Origin of the sequence: Ramlibacter agri (genome assembly GCF_012927085.1) — a bacterium.
In the GTDB taxonomy this organism is placed as follows: domain Bacteria; phylum Pseudomonadota; class Gammaproteobacteria; order Burkholderiales; family Burkholderiaceae_C; genus Ramlibacter; species Ramlibacter agri.
In genome coordinates this window covers 3,065,336-3,080,330 of record NZ_JABBFX010000001.1, presented here as the reverse complement: position 1 = coordinate 3,080,330, position 14,995 = coordinate 3,065,336, and the positions used below count along the sequence as shown (strand labels likewise).

12 protein-coding genes are annotated in these 14,995 nt (G+C 69.6%); 4 read left to right on the top strand and 8 right to left on the bottom strand.

Annotated features, from left to right (window positions below):
* Window positions 1–42: 42 nt before the first annotated feature.
* A complete protein-coding gene (locus HHL11_RS15030; RefSeq protein WP_169419158.1) occupies window positions 43–2,256 on the top strand; it encodes an NAD(P)-binding protein in 2,214 nt (737 codons plus the stop codon).
* Here the strand turns inward: HHL11_RS15030 and HHL11_RS15025 are convergent.
* The 3 genes from HHL11_RS15025 to HHL11_RS15015 are packed head-to-tail and all read right to left on the bottom strand — an operon-like array spanning window position 2,248 to window position 7,226.
* The gene (locus HHL11_RS15025) at window positions 2,248–2,907 is read right to left on the bottom strand and encodes a hypothetical protein (RefSeq protein ID WP_169419157.1); all 660 of its coding nucleotides are present in this window, start codon (window positions 2,905–2,907) and stop codon (window positions 2,248–2,250) included. The two genes, HHL11_RS15030 and HHL11_RS15025, sit on opposite strands and share 9 nt — an antisense overlap.
* Window positions 2,908–2,925: 18 nt before the next feature.
* On the bottom strand, window positions 2,926–4,116 hold the full coding sequence (locus HHL11_RS15020) for an NAD(P)/FAD-dependent oxidoreductase (protein WP_169419156.1): 1,191 nt from the start codon (window positions 4,114–4,116) through the stop codon (window positions 2,926–2,928).
* Window positions 4,113–7,226 (bottom strand): AAA family ATPase, encoded by a 3,114-nt coding sequence (locus HHL11_RS15015; protein ID WP_169419155.1) that lies wholly within the window; start codon window positions 7,224–7,226, stop codon window positions 4,113–4,115. Before HHL11_RS15015 ends, HHL11_RS15020 begins: the two co-directional genes overlap by 4 nt.
* A gap of 361 nt (window positions 7,227–7,587) precedes the next feature.
* Between HHL11_RS15015 and HHL11_RS15010 the strand changes: the two genes are divergently transcribed.
* On the top strand, window positions 7,588–7,968 hold the full coding sequence (locus tag HHL11_RS15010) for a hypothetical protein (protein ID WP_169419154.1): 381 nt from the start codon (window positions 7,588–7,590) through the stop codon (window positions 7,966–7,968).
* Between the two features lie 21 nt (window positions 7,969–7,989).
* Here the strand turns inward: HHL11_RS15010 and HHL11_RS15005 are convergent, their stop codons facing one another.
* Genes HHL11_RS15005 through HHL11_RS14995 form a run of 3 tightly spaced genes read right to left on the bottom strand, consistent with a single transcriptional unit; the run spans window position 7,990 to window position 11,213 of the window.
* Window positions 7,990–8,997: a Bug family tripartite tricarboxylate transporter substrate binding protein gene (locus HHL11_RS15005; protein WP_169419153.1), complete on the bottom strand. Its 1,008-nt coding sequence runs from the start codon at window positions 8,995–8,997 to the stop codon at window positions 7,990–7,992.
* A 21-nt stretch (window positions 8,998–9,018) separates the two neighbouring features.
* Window positions 9,019–9,933, bottom strand: coding sequence for a TauD/TfdA dioxygenase family protein (locus tag HHL11_RS15000; protein WP_169419152.1), 915 nt, complete (start codon window positions 9,931–9,933; stop codon window positions 9,019–9,021).
* The gene (locus tag HHL11_RS14995; RefSeq protein WP_169419151.1) at window positions 9,930–11,213 is read right to left on the bottom strand and encodes a Rieske 2Fe-2S domain-containing protein; all 1,284 of its coding nucleotides are present in this window, start codon (window positions 11,211–11,213) and stop codon (window positions 9,930–9,932) included. The genes HHL11_RS15000 and HHL11_RS14995 overlap by 4 nt, the downstream gene beginning before the upstream one ends.
* A 77-nt stretch (window positions 11,214–11,290) precedes the next feature.
* Here HHL11_RS14995 and HHL11_RS14990 point away from each other — a divergent pair, with 77 nt between their 5' ends.
* Window positions 11,291–12,199: a LysR family transcriptional regulator gene (locus tag HHL11_RS14990; RefSeq protein ID WP_169419150.1), complete on the top strand. Its 909-nt coding sequence runs from the start codon at window positions 11,291–11,293 to the stop codon at window positions 12,197–12,199.
* A 37-nt stretch (window positions 12,200–12,236) separates the two neighbouring features.
* A complete protein-coding gene (locus HHL11_RS14985) occupies window positions 12,237–12,614 on the top strand; it encodes a TSUP family transporter (protein ID WP_169419149.1) in 378 nt (125 codons plus the stop codon).
* Between the two features lie 82 nt (window positions 12,615–12,696).
* On the opposite strand, the gene HHL11_RS14980 is transcribed toward HHL11_RS14985, so the two are convergent.
* Window positions 12,697–13,674, bottom strand: coding sequence for a Bug family tripartite tricarboxylate transporter substrate binding protein (locus HHL11_RS14980; protein ID WP_169419148.1), 978 nt, complete (start codon window positions 13,672–13,674; stop codon window positions 12,697–12,699).
* Window positions 13,675–13,693: 19 nt separating this feature from the next.
* Complete coding sequence (locus HHL11_RS14975) at window positions 13,694–14,932, bottom strand: SDR family NAD(P)-dependent oxidoreductase (RefSeq protein WP_169419147.1); 1,239 nt, start codon at window positions 14,930–14,932, stop codon at window positions 13,694–13,696.
* Window positions 14,933–14,995: the final 63 nt, after the last annotated feature.

Sequence of the window (14,995 nt, the reverse complement as noted above, 5' to 3'; positions counted from 1 at the left end):
TTCCTCCTTGACAGCCTCCAGGCCATGTTCGATTCTGGCCCGATGGCAAGCACAACTCCACCCCGCAAGCTGGCCGTCCTCGGGGGCGGCATGGGCTCCATGGCGGCCGTCTTCGCGCTGACGCAGGACGCAGGTTGGCAAAGCCGCTACGACATCACCGTCTACCAGCTCGGCTGGCGCCTGGGCGGCAAGGGTGCCAGCGGGCGCGGGATGGCGCCGGAGGACCACCACCGCATCGAGGAGCACGGTGTGCACGTGTTCTTCGGCTTCTACACCAACGCCTTCCGGCTCATGAAGGCCTGCTACGAGGAACTCGGCCGCCCGCCCGGCAGCCTGCTCGCCACCTGGCAGGACGCCTTCAAGGGCATGAACAACGTGGTGCTGGCGGAGCAGATGCCCGATGGCAGCTGGGACCCGTGGCAATGGAAGCCGGCGCCGCGCCCCGGCGACCCCACGCTGGACGGCACCACGCAAAGCCTCGGGGCTTACCTGGAGACCGTGGCGTCCTGGTTCCACGAAGCCTGGGAAGACCTGTTCGCCACTTCCAAGGCCGCGCCGGCCGACTCCGCGGCGACGGCGCAACTGCAGCAGAAGCTGGGCCTGCACCAGGACCTGATGCAGCACCTGGCCGGCGCGCCGCGCATCGCCGCCGCGCAGCTCCATGCGCTGCAGGCCGGCCCGGGGCAGGCGCCCGCGCTGCAGGGCGCGGTCGACGTCTTCGAGCAATTGCTCGCCGGCATCGTCACGGCGTCGCGCCTGGCGCTGGAGTTCGGCTGGTCGGTGTTCCACGAAGCGATCCAGCAACCGCGCTCGCCGCTGGAGCGCCAGGTCCGCAAGACCTGGATCCTGGGCAACTACCTCTATGCGAACCTGAACGGCATCCACGCCTGCGGCGTGCTGCGCCAGGGCTACGAGAGCATCAACGGCCAGGACTATCGGCAGTGGCTGGCCGCACATGCGATGGCGGACAACGGTGCGATGGCAGGGTCCTCGCTGGTCCGCTGGCTGTACGACGCGCTGTTCGCCTACCAGGCGGGCGACATGGGCAAGCCGAGCCTGGAGGCAGGCACGATGCTGCTCACCACCGTGCGGCTCGCGCTCACCTACAACGGCGACTTCCTGTACAAGATGCAGGCCGGCATGGGCGACATCGTGTTCGCGCCCCTGTACGAGGTGCTGGCCAGGCGCGGCGTGAAGTTCGAGTTCTTCCACCGCGTGCTCGCGCTCGAGGAGGAAGAAGGCAACACCATCGCGCGGATCCGGCTCGAACGCCAGGCGCGCACCAAGGACGGCTCGCCTTACCGGCCGCTCGTGGATGTCGTCGACAGCGAGAACCTCACCCTGCCCTGCTGGCCAGCCGCGCCGGACTACGAGCAGCTCGAAGGCGGCGCAGCCCTGCGCGCCGCGCTTGCAGACAGCGGCAACACGCTGGAGTCCTATGCGCCTTCGCCGCAGGCCGAAACCGTGGTGCTGGAGCGCGACCAGTTCGACCAGGTGCTGCTGGGCATCAGCCTCGGCGCGTTGCCGCAAGTGGGCCAGCAGCTGGTGGACGCCAACGAGCGTTGGAAGAACCTGGCGGCCAAGGTCGGCACCGTCGCCACCTTCGGCGCGCAGCTGTGGATGGACCGCACCTTGCAGCAGCTCGTGCCGGATGCGGCGGCGCCGCTCCACCAGCCGGCCATCTTCGTCGGCTTCGACTACGACGGCCAGCCGCTGGACTCCTATGCCGACATGACGCAGGTGCTGCCGCGCGAGTCCTGGCCCGCTGGCTCCGCCGCGCCGGCGAGCATCGCCTATTTCTGCAGCCCGCTGGACGACGCGCAGGGCACGGAAGGCCAGCCCGGGGCGGACCGTGCCCGCGCGCTGGCGCTCCAGTTCCTGCGCACGCAAGCCAAGGTGGTCTGGCCCGCTTCGCTCGACGCCGCCGGCGCCTTCGACTGGAACCGGCTGGTCGACCCGCGGCCCGAACCGGGCACGGGTGAAGCGCGACTCGATGCGCAATTCTTCATCGGCGTCGCCAATCCCTCGGACCGCTACGTCGCCACCTTCGCCGGCAGCTCGCAATACCGCCTGTGGCCCAACGACTGCGGCTTCGACAACCTCGTACCCACTGGCGACTGGGTGCGCAACAGCTTCAACATCGGCTGCATCGAGGCGACCACGATGTCCGGCCTGCAGGCCGCGAACGTCATCGCCGGCCGCCAGCTCGGCGAAGGCATCGCCGGCTGGGGCTTCCTGGCAAAACCGCTAGCGTGATTGCGTGGCCGCCAGCATGCGGTGCGCGTAGCTCGCCGTGATGGCGTTGAGCCAAACGTCCAGGATGCCATCCAGCACGAAGGTTGGCAGCAGGCACCAGTCGCTGGGCGGCGCGTAGCTCAATTGCTTCTGGCACACCAGCGCGCAGGAGTTCGGCGACAGCTCCACGAGGCGCAGGTAGCCGGAGTCCATGTTCAGGCCGCCCGCCAGGCATTGCTTCAGCGTGAAGTCCACCGACGCGCCGGCGGCTATGGCGAAGTCGATGTTCAGCAGGTTCTGGTAAACGATCGTCTTGTCGAACAGCTTCCAGGCCAGCCGCTCCTCGATGGTGCCCTGCCAGCCGCCGTCGGGCCGCGTCACGCTCTTCACGCAGTTGCTGGTCTGGATCTCCGAGAAGTCGCCCCAGCGCACCGGGTCGATCAGCGTCGCCACCTGTTCCGCCGCGCAGGGGATCTCCACCTGGCGCGTCGTGGCCTGGAAGGGCTGGCAGTCCGAACTGCCTCCCAGCACCGCGGGATGGGCGCTGACTTCCAGCGAATGGAACGAGGACGTCGCCAGGGGCGCGACCGACAGCTTGCCGTCCGCGGCAATGGAGATGGAGCGCAGCTGGGACTGCTGCAGCAGCTGCGACTGCAAGGCCTGGATCGTCATGGCGTCGTCTCCTCCGGTTCAACCCGGTTTGTGGTCACGGAAGCGCAGGTAGCGCAGCCCGCGCGCCGCGTCCCGCTCGGACGGCGGCGCCAGCAGGCGCGTGGCGAAGCACCCGTACACCGCGCGATGCAGCGCCGTGGGCCGGTAGATGCGGGACAGGAAACGCAGGCCGTCACCGCAGCGGCGCTGGTCCCATTGCCAGGCCTTCAGCAGCAGCGCCAGCCCGCTGGCGCCGGCGCTGTCGATCGCCAGCCGGTTCGCGAGCGACGCCACCTGCAGCGGCCGCAGGCGGCGCCGCACCGCCTGCTCGTAGCTGGCGCCGGTGAGGATCTCCTGCGCGGCCAGCCAGCCCGAGGTGATGGCATAGCGGATGCCGAAACCCCAGAAGCAGTCCTGCAGTCCGGCGGCCTCGCCGACATAGCAGCGCGCCGCCTCCTTGTAGTGGCCGGCCAGCGCGAAGCAACCGGCGCCGGTGATGCGATGCGGGTTGCGCCGCTGCAGGGCCGGATAGTGGCGCTGGTAGGCCGCGATCGTGGCGTCGAGGTAGGCGTCGACCTCGTGCTCGCGCCGCAGCAGCACGGTGGCGATCATGCCGACGCCTTGGACGATCACGAGGTAGGTGTAGGTACCCGGCGCCAAGGCCTGGTTCAACTGCAAGGTGACCTGGTCGGGATGTTCGGTCTCGAACAGCTCCGCGCGCACGATGCCGGAGGTGCCGCGCGGGCCGGTGGCGATGACGTCGCAGCTGTCCGGCTCCACGCGCGAGCCGTAGCGGATCTCCACGCCTTGCCGCAGCGCATCGGCCTTGAGCCCCTGGTCGAGGCAGCCAGGCAGCGTGCCGCGGCGCACAACGCGGCAGGCCACGCGCCGGCTGGCAAACCGCGCCACGCTGTCGTCCGCGCCGATCACGCTGATCTCGCGCAGCTCGGTCGCATCGAAGCCGTCCGTGGCGATGCCCCACTGCCGCATCTCGTCGAAAAAATCGACGTCGCTGGTCCAGTTCTCGATGCCCTGGAAATCGTCGGCGAAGCGGGCGCCGCTGTCCTCGCGCAGTTCGTGGATGACGACCTCGCGTCCGGCGCGGGCGAGCGCGATGCCGCAAGCCAGCCCCGACAGGCCGGCGCCCAGGATGCGAACCGGCTCGTTCAGTGGGCAACCTCCGTGCTGCGCACTGCGGTATTCGCCCTTGGGGCGGCCCGGCGGGCTCATGCGCTCACCGCCTGCAGCAGGCCGCGCGCCTCGGCGATCTCCGCCGTCGGCGCCATGCACTTGATCGAAGCGAGCAGCGGCTCCAGCAGCGGCGGCAGTTCGTCGTCGCGCTCGCGCGCCTTCAGCACGCGCGCCCAGCCCAGCGCGGCCCGCAGCTCGAGGCTGCGCGCACCGGTGGAACGCGCGTGGCCCAGCGCCGATGCGTACAAGGTCGCCACGGCATCGGCATCCGCGCCCAGGGCCAGCGCGAGGTCGGCGCGCAGGCGCAGCAGCTCGGAGCGCGAAAGCTGCTCGCCGCTTTCCTCCGCCGCGGCGAAGCCCTCGCCCAGGCTGCGCTCGCAGTCTTCCAGCGCCCCGGCCTTCAACTGTGCCTCCGCGATCGTGGCGAGGTAGTAGGTCTGCGTCAGCCGCGCGCCCGCTCCTCGGTAGCCGCCCAGGCCTTCGTGCATGTGGCGGATGCCGGCGGCCATGCCTTCGCGGTCCGCGCCGGCCGCGGCGACCTCACCCCAGCCCAGTTGCAGCACGCACAGCGCGCCCCAGAACAGGTGCTTCTCCGTGCACAGCGCCAGGCATTCGCGGCCCAGCGTTTTCACGGTGCGCAGGTCGCGGCAGAAATGCGCCAGGAACACGTTGAAGTACAGCGCGAAAGCCAGGCTGATCGGCTGGCCGACCTGGCGGGCGCGATACAGCGACTCCTGCGCGACGTCGCGCGCGCGGTCGACCTCGCCCTGGTGCCAGTAGACGATGGCGAGCCAGGACTTGGTGCTGGCCCGCACGTCCTCGCCGGCGGTGAAGAACTGCGGGCCGTCCGGCCGCCACAGCGCCAGGATGGCCTCGAAGTTGCCGGCGGCTTCCTGCAGCCGGCCTTCGTAGAACGAGGTCAGGCCGGCGGCCAGTTCGCCCTCCATCTGCCGCAGCACGTCGGCGCCGGCGATGCGCTGCATTTCGGTGGCGAGCTGGCGCGACCGCGCGAGGTCGGCGCGCACCAGGTAGTAGGACCACAGGCCGTACAGCACCGTCGCCAGTTCCGCCGTCGGCCCGATGTGCGTGCACAGGTCGAAGGCGCGCGAGAAGGTCTGCTGCACCTCCGCGTTGGCGTAGCCGCGGGTGGCGCACAGCGCCGGCATCAGCGCGGTGAGGAAGCCCAGCTCCTGCATCGGCCGCAAGGCGGGATCGAGAGCGTCGACCTGCGCCAGGCCGCGCCGCAGGTGCTCGATGGATTCGACGTTGGCCAGCCGCTCCATGGCGCGCGCGCCGGCGCGGTACCAGTAGCCGATGGCGCGCTCGCGCCGTTCGCCTTCGCTGAAGTGCTGCGCGACCAGCTCGGGCCGGCTCGCCACGATCTCCGGGAAATGCGCTTCGAAGCTCTCGGCGATGCGCAGGTGCACCGCCTTGCGGTCCTCGCGCACCATCGACTGGTAGGCCGCGTCGCGGATCAGCGCATGCGAGAACTCGTACTCGTCCTGCAATCCCGCGCCGGGAGCAAGCAGGCCCTTGCGTGCCAGTTCGTCCAGCTCGCCCGCGATGTCCAGGCCGCGGAAATCCGGCAGCGCCGCCAGGTGCGCCAGCGAAAACGCGCGGCCATACGCCGCGGCCACCTGCGCGATGCGCTTGGCCGCGCCGATGCGGTCCAGGCGCGTGGCCAGCGATTCCTGCAGCGAGTCGGGGATCGTCACCGCGGCGGCTTCCTGCTCGTTGCCGGCGTCGGCCAGCAGGCTGGTGAACTCCTCCAGGAACAGCGGGTTGCCCTCGGCTCGCTCGACGATCTTCTCCACCAGCGCGGCGGGCACTTCGCGGCCGGCGAGCAGGCTGCGCACCAGGTTGCGGCTGGCCGCGGCGCTCAGGCGCTGCAGCGACAGCGTCGCGCGGCCCTCGGCCTCGCCCCAGGGCGGCACGAAGTCGGGCCGGTGCGTGACGACCAGCAGCAGGCGCGGCGGCAGCGCGCGCTCGACCAGCGACTGCAGGAACTCCAGGGTCGACGGGTCGCACCAGTGCAGGTCCTCCACCACCATCAGCGTCGGCGCCAGCCTGGCATGGGCCGCAACCAGCGCAGCCAGCGTCTCGAGGGTCTCGCGCCGCAGTTCGGTGGGCGCGGTGGGGCCGGTGCCCGCGTCCACGCCCGCCAGCATGGCCAGCGGCGCGACCGCGTGCGCCGGCAGGCCGAGGCGGGCGACGCCGTCCTTCAGCCGCGCCAGCCGCTGGGCGTTCTCCGCCGGGGCGTCGAGGCCGAAGGCGGCCTGCAGTTGGGCGGCCGCGGGATGCAGCGGGCTGCCCTGGTGCTGCGCGGCGCAGCGGTAGGCGACGTGGTTGAAGTTGTCGCCCTGCAGTTCATCGACAAAGGCGCGCACCAGGCGCGACTTGCCGACGCCCGCCTCGCCGGCGATGGCCAGCACGCCGGGCACCGAGCCCTTGGCGCGCTGCCAGGCGCTGCGCAGTGTCTCGCGCTGGGCGTCGCGCTCCACCAGCGGCGAGAACAAGCGTTCGGCGCGGCGCAGGAAGGGGTCGCCCTCGGCGCCGTCCGCATCCACCGTGTACACCGCGACCGGCCGCGCGATGCCTTTCAGCGTCACCTGGCCGGCGCTGCGGCATTGCACCGAGTCGCGGATGCGGTGGTAGGTGGCCTCGCCGACCACGATGCGATTCGGCGCCGCCAGCGACTGCAAGCGCGCCGCCATGTTGGGAACCGTGCCCACAACGGCATCGCGTTCGACCGCCGCGGCGCGGTCGATGTGGCCGATCAGGACCGAGCCGGTCTCGATGCCCACGCGCACCTGCAGGTCGATCTCGCCGTGTCCTGCCAGCGGCACCTTGAGTTTGCGCACGGCGGCGACGATGTCCAGGGCGGCGCGCACGGCGCGCAGCGGCGCGTCTTCGTGCGCGCGCGGGTGGCCGAAGCAGATCAGCAGGCCGTCGCCGACGTAGCGGGCGATGGAGCCGCCATGCAGTTCCACGGCGGCCTTGCAGGCGCGCTGGTAGTGCCCCAGCAGCGCCCGCAGGTCCTCGGGTTCCAGGCGCTCGGACAGGGCCACCGAGCCGACCAGGTCGCAGAACATGACCGTGACCCAGCGCCTTTCGGCCTCCGCCGGCGCCGCGCCGGCGGCGGGCAGCACAGGGGCACCGCAGCGATCGCAGAACGCCGCGTCATCCCGGAGCTCCCGCTGGCAGGCCTTGCAGTGCATGTAACCAAATGATGGCCCTGCGCGGGGATCTTGAGAAGGTCAGCCGGATTGGGGAGGGATCTCCCAATTCCCCTACCTTTGGCTTAGGGCACTTGCTCAAGAAGCGGTAAAAATTTCACACGCTGAAATGCCATAGGACATTTGCAAACAAATTACCAGTTTTTTATTACAGACCCTTAGGCATGGACACGACGGCAGCTCAACCGTTAGGTGATGGAATGACGAGGTCCCCGCAAAGACGGGGAACGGCGGCCCAGGCCGCCGCGGAAATCAACTCGTTGGGGAAACCGTCATGTCCACCTTGCTCTGCTGCGTGGCCGCCGTAGGCCTGCACCTGGCCTCTTATCACAGCAATCCCGGCTTCAACAACCTCAATCCCGGCGTCTACGTCGTGACGAAGGATGGTTGGACCGTGGGCACGTACCGCAACTCGGAGTACCGCCAATCCTTCTACGGCGGCCTCACGGTCCAGGGAGACCTGATGGCCCGGACTTCGGTGAGCCTCACCGTCGGCGGCATCACCGGCTACAAGTCCGAGAACCTGCTGCCACTGGCCGTGCCGAGCTTGAAGTACATGGTGACCGACCAGATCGGGGCGCGGGTCGCCTTCGTGCCGCGCCACGAAAAGGGCGGCACGGCGACCACGCACCTGATGCTGGAATACAAGGTCTGAGCGCGCGGGGCGCCCAGCCCCTTATTTCGCCTCGAGCCCGGCCTCGCGGATGACGGTGCCCAGCCGGCGCACGTCTTCCTGCAGCCACTTCTGGGTCTCGCGGCTGTTCATCCAGGCCACCTGCACTTCGAGCTCCTCGAGCTTCTTGCGCACGGTGGGGTCCTGCATGGCCTTCTCGAGGGCCTGCTCGAGACGCGCAACCACCGCCGGCGGCGTGCCCTTCGGCGCCTGGACGTTGACGAAGGCGTCGTTGCCATCCAGCTCGGGGAAGCCTTGCTGGCCCGTCGTCGGCACGTCGGGCAGCCAGGGCAGGCGGCGGTGGCTCTGCACGGCGAGCACGCGCAGGTCCTTGCCATTCAGCTGCTTGACCAGCGAAGCGTAAGGCAGCACGCAGGCGTGGATGCTGCCCTCGCGCACGGCGGTGAGCGCGGGCGCCAGGCCGTTGTACGGCACGTGCGTGACGTTGAACTCGCGGCCGGTCTTGGCCTTCACCGCGCGCTTGAACATCTCCAGCTGCAGGTGGTTGAGGCCGTTCGCGCCGGTCGAACAGAAGCTGATTTCGCCGGGCTTCGGGTAGTTGGCCAGTTCCTGCAGCGACTTCACCGGCAGCTTGTTGGTGGCGACGATCACCGAGGGGTTCACTGCGACGGCGGCAACCGACACGAAGTCATCGAGCTTCAGGTCCAGGTTGGGCACCAGCATGTGCAGGTAGCCGAAGGCGGAGCCGGAGGTGAAGAACAGCGTGTAGCCGTCCGGCGCGGCGCTGGCGACGGCGCGCGCACCGACGGCGCTGCCGGCGCCCGGCCGGTTGTTGATGATCACCGGCTGCCCCAGCAGGTCCTTTTCCTTCAGCCGGTCCGCGATGATGCGGGCCGTGACGTCCAGGCTGCCGCCCGCCGCAAAGGGCACGACCAGCTGGATCGGCTTGTCCGGGTACTCCGCCAGCGCGCTGGTGGCGGCGAAGGCGGCGAACAGGCCGGCCAGCAGGCCCTTGCCAAGCCAGCGGCGAGTGGGTCTTGCGAAATGCATTCTTGTCTCCTCGTTGTCGGTTCAGCGTGCCGGCCGCGGGCCCGCGATCGTCACGCGCGTCATGAAGCGGTCCTGCCCCGTGTAGTCGGGGATGGCGCGGTGCATGGTGCAGCGGTTGTCCCAGATCAGGATCTGGTCCTTGCGCCAGCGCGCGCGGCAGGTCAGGTCGAAGCGCGCGCAGTGATCGTACAGGTGCGCCAGGATGGGCGCGCTTTCCTCGTGGGTGAAGCCCTCGATGCGCTGCGAGTAGGTCTTGTTGACGTACAGGAACTTGCGGCCGCTGAGCGCATGCGTGCACACCAGCGGGTGGCTCACTTCGCGGTCGCCCAGCTCCACGTCGAGGTTGCTGCGCGCGCCCGAGGAATTGAACTTGCGGCCCTGCGCCAGGTAGGCCGAGCCGAAGATGCGGGTCGCGCTGTGCACGATGTTCAGCGGGGCGATCATGGCCTTGTAGGCCGGCGACAGCGCTTCGTAGGCGGCATACATGCTCATGAAGCCGGTATCACCGCCATAGGCGGGAACATCGACGGCGCGCATCACCACCGCGCCGGGAGGCTCGTCCAGGTAGGTGCTGTCCGCATGCCAGTTCTCGCCGACCACGCGGCCGGTGTCCTTGGCGAGGCGGCGGATGATCTGCACCTCGGGATAGCCGTCCACGTTGTGCAGCTGCGGCAGCCGGATCACCTGGCCGAAGTTGCGCGAGAAGGCCAGGTGCTGCTCGTGCGAGACCGGCTGGTCGGGAAACAGGATGACCTGGTGGTCGGCGAAGGCCTGGCGGATCTCGTCCCACACTTCGGGCGCCAGCGACTGGCGCAGGTCGACGCCGAAGATCTCGGCGCCGAGCACGCCGGTGAGCGGCTGCACGTCGATGTGGCGGTAGGCGCGCGGATGCACCAGCACCGGGTGCGAATCCATGGACGATTGGGCTTGCATCATGCGTTTTCCTGTTGCGGGGCCCGGGCGCGGGCGGTCTGGATGATTTCGTCGGCGGCTTCGGGCGCCATGCCTTCGGGCAGCACGGCCTGGGTCGCGTGCACGTTGTAGAGCCAGGGCTTGGCGACCGCGGCCGGCGCCTGGCCGCTGGCGGCGCAGGCGCTCGCCGCCTCGATGATCGTGCGGCGCATCGCAACCACCGCCGTATCGCTGGAGCCGAGGTGCTCGCGCGAGCGGTCCGCGATCGGGCCGGCGCTTTCCGTCACCATCGCGTCCTGTGCGCGCACGCCGTGGATGCCGGTGAAGGACACGGTCTTCTGCAGCTGGCGGTCGATCAGGTAGTCGTTGTCCTTGCGCTCCATCGGCGTCGTGGTGCCGGGAATGACGCGCCGATGCGAGTTCTCGCCGTTGCGCCAAGCCGCGAGCTCCTGCTCGCCCAGCGGCGCTTCTGGACGCCAGGTCACGCAGATCACCCAGCAGCGTTCGTCCGTCATCGGGATCCACATGCGCACCAGCTGGGCGTCGCCCGGGCGCGGCGGGATCATCGTGTAGAAGGGCAGCAGGAACTGGTTCAAGCGCCAGTAGCGCTTGTCGCCGTCGACGCGCCGGCCGTTGCAGGCCATGAAGCCCGCCTCAGTGGACAGCAGCTTCCACGAGGGCGCAGTGTCTTCCTGGAAGTACTTGCCGGTCAGCGCCTGGTGGTCGGCGTCGATCTTGCTCACCATGCGGTGCAGGAAGCCGACGTGCGCGCTATCGAGCTCGCCCTCCATCGCCTGCGCGTAATTGCACTCCTGGTGCCAGCGCGAGGCGTAGATGCTCTCCCCCGGCAGGCCGATGAACTCGAACGCAGGCAGCTCGGGCGCCGCGCCCTCCCCCATGTACACCCACAGCAGCTTGCCGGCGATGCGGGCCGGATAGGACCTGGCCTTGACGTTGTGCCGCATGCGGCTGGTGGACGGCTCGGTCGGCATCTCCATGCAGGCGCCCGTCACGTCGAATTTCCAGCCGTGGTAGACGCAGCGGATGCCGCCTTCCTCGTTGCGGCCGAAGAACAGGCTGGCGCCGCGGTGCGGGCAGTGTTCCTCCAGTACGCCGACGCGGCCTTCGCTGTCGCGGAACACGACCAGGTTCTCGTTCAGCAGCTGCAGGCGCACCGGCGGCTCGTCGGCCGCGGGCACTTCGGCGGCCGTCATGGCGGGCGTCCAGAAGGAGCGCAGGAACTTGCCCAGCGGCCTGTCGGGTCCAGACTGGGTAAGGATGGCGTTCTTCTCGTGGCTGAGCATGGATGGCTTTCCGGGTTTGCCAGCAGCATAGGAGCGAACCGGATCTTTGATCCAGATCAATAGAATCTCGGATCACGATGCCGGCTCCCAACCTCAACCTGCAGGCCATGAAGATCTTCGTGGCGGTGTTCGACCTGCGCAGCGTCAACCTGGCGGCGCGCGCGCTGGGCATGAGCCAGTCCGGCCTGAGCACCACGCTGGCCAAGCTGCGCCGCGACCTGGGCGACGCGCTGTTCGTCAGCACCGCGGCCGGCATGCAGCCCACGAGCCGCGCCAAGGAGGTGGCAGCGCCGATGCGCGAGGCGATCCAGTGCATCGAGCAGCGCATCCTGAACAAGGGCAGCTTCGACCCGGCGCACGACGAGCGCGAGTTCCGCATCGCCCTCTCGGACACGGCGGAGACCATGTACATGCCGCGCGTGCTGAACGCCGTCCTGCGCGTGGCGCCGCAGGTGCGCCTGCGCACGGTGGCCACGCCGCAGCCGCAGTTGCAGCGCGCGCTGTCCGAAGGCCAGGTCGATTTCGCCCTGGGCTACTTCCCCGACCTGCAATCCAGCGAGTTCGTGCGCCGCAAGATCGACCAGCACGGCTTCGTCTGCATCTGCAGTTCGGCCAACCGCGAATTGATCCGCGACTTCAGCCTGAAGAAATACTGCGAGGCGCGCCACGTGGTCGTCGAAGCGCCGACGCGCACTCAGGGCCTGCTGGAAAGCTTCGTGCTCAAGCGCGGCATCCATCGCGACGTGGCGCTGACCACACCGCACTTCATGAGCCTGCCGGAGATCATCGCCGGCACCGACCTCATCGCCACCGTGCCCGACGCCATCGCCGACGTCTTCGCCGAGATCCAGCGGCTGGCCCGCCTGGACCTGCCCTTCCGCTCGCCGGTGTTCGAGGCTTACCTGCACTGGAGCAAGAGCGTGCACAACGACCCGGCGAACAAGTGGTTCCGGGGCATCGTGTTCCAGGCCTTCGGAAAAACCTAGGAGCCCCACGGCTCGACGGCTTGCGGCTAGGCATTTCGTGGCGGGGGTGATCCGCACGGCGCAGCTGCGCAAGAAGATCGACTGGCGCGTGTTCACGCCCTTTGCCGTGATGTCGGCGGTGTTCACTCTGGCGGGCGCGCTGCTGCAGTCGCGCGTCTCCTCTTCGATCGTCACGCACGTGTTCGCCGCGCTGCTCGTCGTCTCGGGCCTGCTGGGCTTCACCGGCCTCCTGAAGCGCGAGCACAAGGGCAAGGCCGCAGCCTGGGTGCCGGTGGCCGGCGCGCTGGTCGGCGTGGTGGCGGGCCTGTTCGTCGGCCAGAAGCTGTTGAAGAAGCTGCCGCAGGACCTCTTCGACGAGGTGGTGTCGGGAGTGATCGTGGCGGTGGGGGTTCTGCTGTTCTTCCGGCACGAGTGACGCCGCAGACTCGGGCTCGTTTTTCGTAGGGGGCGCAGCTTGCTGCGCACCCCACGGTTAGGTCGAGCCGGGCGTCAGCGACTCAATCCACCCGCAACTTCGCCAGCTTCGCCATCCGCTGCCAGGTGTCGATGTCCTGCCGCACCGTGGCGGCGAACTGGTCGGCGCTCTTGAGCGGCGGGCGCGCCATGTTCTGGACGGCGAACTGCTTGATCACTTCGTCCTTGGCCAGGATCTGATTGATCTCCTGGTTCAGGCGCACGACCACCTCGCGCGGCGTGCCGGCCGGCGCGAACACGCCGTACCAGCCGTCGGCATCGAAGCGGTAGCCCTGCTCGGTCAGCGTCGCCACTTCAGGCAGCGCCGGACCGCGCGCAGAGCCGGTGCAGCCCAATGCGATCAAGCGGCCGGATCGGATGTGCGGCACCGGCGAAGCGATGTCGACGAAGCCCACGCTGAGGTTGTTGCCCAGCAGGTCGGTCACCTCCTGCGCCACGCCCTTGTACGGCACGTGCGGCATGGCGATGCCGTAGTGCGCCTTGATGCCTTCCATCACCAGGTGGCCCGTGGAACCGCTGCCCCAGGAACCGTAGGACAGCTTGTCGGGATGCGCCTTCGCATACGCCACCATGTCGCCCAGCGACTTGAAGCCCGTGGACGGGTGCGCCACCAGCAGGATGCCCGCCGCGCCCACCTGCGCCACCGGCACCAGGTCCTTCTGCGTGTCGTAAGGCATCTTCGGCTGGATCACCGGGTTGATCGCGATCGCCGACGAAGGCGACATCAGGATCGTGTAGCCGTCGCCGGGCGCCTTGGCCACGGCGTCGTTGCCGATCAGGCCGTTGGCGCCGGCCTTGTTGTCCACCAGCACCGGCTGCTTCAGCACGGCCTGCAGCTGGTCGCCGATCATGCGCGCGAAGATGTCCGAGCCGGCGCCCGCTGGGCCGGGCACCACCAGGCGGATCGAGCGCGCCGGCCAGTTGCCCTGGGCGCGCGCCTGCAACGCAAACAAGGCGGCGCTGGCGAGCACGGCGCGGCGGCTGAGGGAAGTGTCGAACATGGCTTGTCTCCTGGTCTTGTCAATGGCCGGCGCCGGGACGCAGCACCTGGCCGGTGAGGAACTGGGCGCGGGCGCCCATCACGTAATCCAGCAGCGGCAGGCAGTCGGCCGGCGCGCTGCCGCGGGCGATCTCCAGCGCGTTGACGCGCAGCCCGCGCTTGCCCCATTCAGCCGCCAAGGTCGCGACCAGCATGCGGGCGGCAGCGGCGTCACCCGCCAACTCCCACGCGAGGTCGGGGGCCGCCGCGGGCAGCAGCAAGGTCAGGCTGGCCTGTGCATCGTGGCTCGCGCAGAAGCGCCGGGCGGAGCGGCGCACCGTCTCGAGCATGTTGCCGGGCGCGGCCTCCAGCGCCGCGCCATCCAGCACGGCGGGGTAAGCGTTCGCGCGCTCACGCTCGGGCGCCCACGCGGCCAGTGCCTCGCGCCAGCCCGGCGCCTGCACGTCGGCGCAGCGCAGCGCCAGCGGGAGCTGCGAATCCAGGGTCGGACGTTCGGCCGGAGGCAGCGCTTCGCTGCCGCCATACACAGAGGAGCCGCCATCCAGCACCAGCAGTTGCCCGCTCAGAACGCGGGCGCCGGGACTGGCCAGGAAGCACAGCGCTTCGGCCATGTCTTCCGGTTCGGCCATGCGCCCCAGGGGAATCTTGGCCACTGCGCGCGTGGGATCCAGGCGTTCGCTTTCGATCAGGCGCTGCACGAGCTCCGTGCGGACGAAGCCCGGCGACAGCGCCGTCACGGTCCAATCGGGCCGCGCGCGGGCCAGCGCCTGCGTCTGCGCGATCACGCCGGCCTTGCTGGGGCTGTAGAGGCCGCGCCAGGGGATCGCGCGCAGGCCGGCGCCCGAGGCCACGTTGACGATGCGCGCGCCGCTGCGCAGCCGCGGCGTGCAGGCTTGCACCAGGCGTGCCGGAGCGGCGAGGTTGAGTGCGAGCAGGCGCGCCACCGCGGCGTCCTCGCTCAAGGCGTCGGCACCGCCGGCCGACAGGCCCGCGTTGTTGATCAAGGCATCGAGCTGCGGGACATCGCGGGCGAGCGCTTCGATCTGCGCCGCGTCGGTGAGGTCCGCCACCAGGCCCAGCGGCGGGATCGCATCCGCCGGCCAGGCGCTGCGCAGGCGCTGCAGCGCACCGGCGTCCGCATCCACCAGCACGCAGTGCCAGCCGGCGCGCGCGAGACGCAGCGCCGTGGCCCGGCCGATGCCCGCGCCCGCACCGGTGAGGAGGACGGCGGGCGGGGAACTCGTGGCGTTGCGGATCATGGGCGGGGACTTTCGGATCGCCGGAGTATCCGCAGCCCCACCCGCGCTTCACCGCCTGGCCCT

Coding starts and splice junctions, on each gene's coding strand:
- HHL11_RS15030 (WP_169419158.1), top strand. CDS start 43: ATGGCAAGCACAACTCCACCCCGCAAGCTGGCCGTCCTCGGGGGCGGC.
- HHL11_RS15025 (WP_169419157.1), bottom strand. CDS start 2,907: ATGACGATCCAGGCCTTGCAGTCGCAGCTGCTGCAGCAGTCCCAGCTG.
- HHL11_RS15020 (WP_169419156.1), bottom strand. CDS start 4,116: ATGAGCCCGCCGGGCCGCCCCAAGGGCGAATACCGCAGTGCGCAGCAC.
- HHL11_RS15010 (WP_169419154.1), top strand. CDS start 7,588: ATGTCCACCTTGCTCTGCTGCGTGGCCGCCGTAGGCCTGCACCTGGCC.
- HHL11_RS15005 (WP_169419153.1), bottom strand. CDS start 8,997: ATGCATTTCGCAAGACCCACTCGCCGCTGGCTTGGCAAGGGCCTGCTG.
- HHL11_RS15000 (WP_169419152.1), bottom strand. CDS start 9,933: ATGATGCAAGCCCAATCGTCCATGGATTCGCACCCGGTGCTGGTGCAT.
- HHL11_RS14995 (WP_169419151.1), bottom strand. CDS start 11,213: ATGCTCAGCCACGAGAAGAACGCCATCCTTACCCAGTCTGGACCCGAC.
- HHL11_RS14990 (WP_169419150.1), top strand. CDS start 11,291: ATGCCGGCTCCCAACCTCAACCTGCAGGCCATGAAGATCTTCGTGGCG.
- HHL11_RS14980 (WP_169419148.1), bottom strand. CDS start 13,674: ATGTTCGACACTTCCCTCAGCCGCCGCGCCGTGCTCGCCAGCGCCGCC.
- HHL11_RS14975 (WP_169419147.1), bottom strand. CDS start 14,932: ATGATCCGCAACGCCACGAGTTCCCCGCCCGCCGTCCTCCTCACCGGT.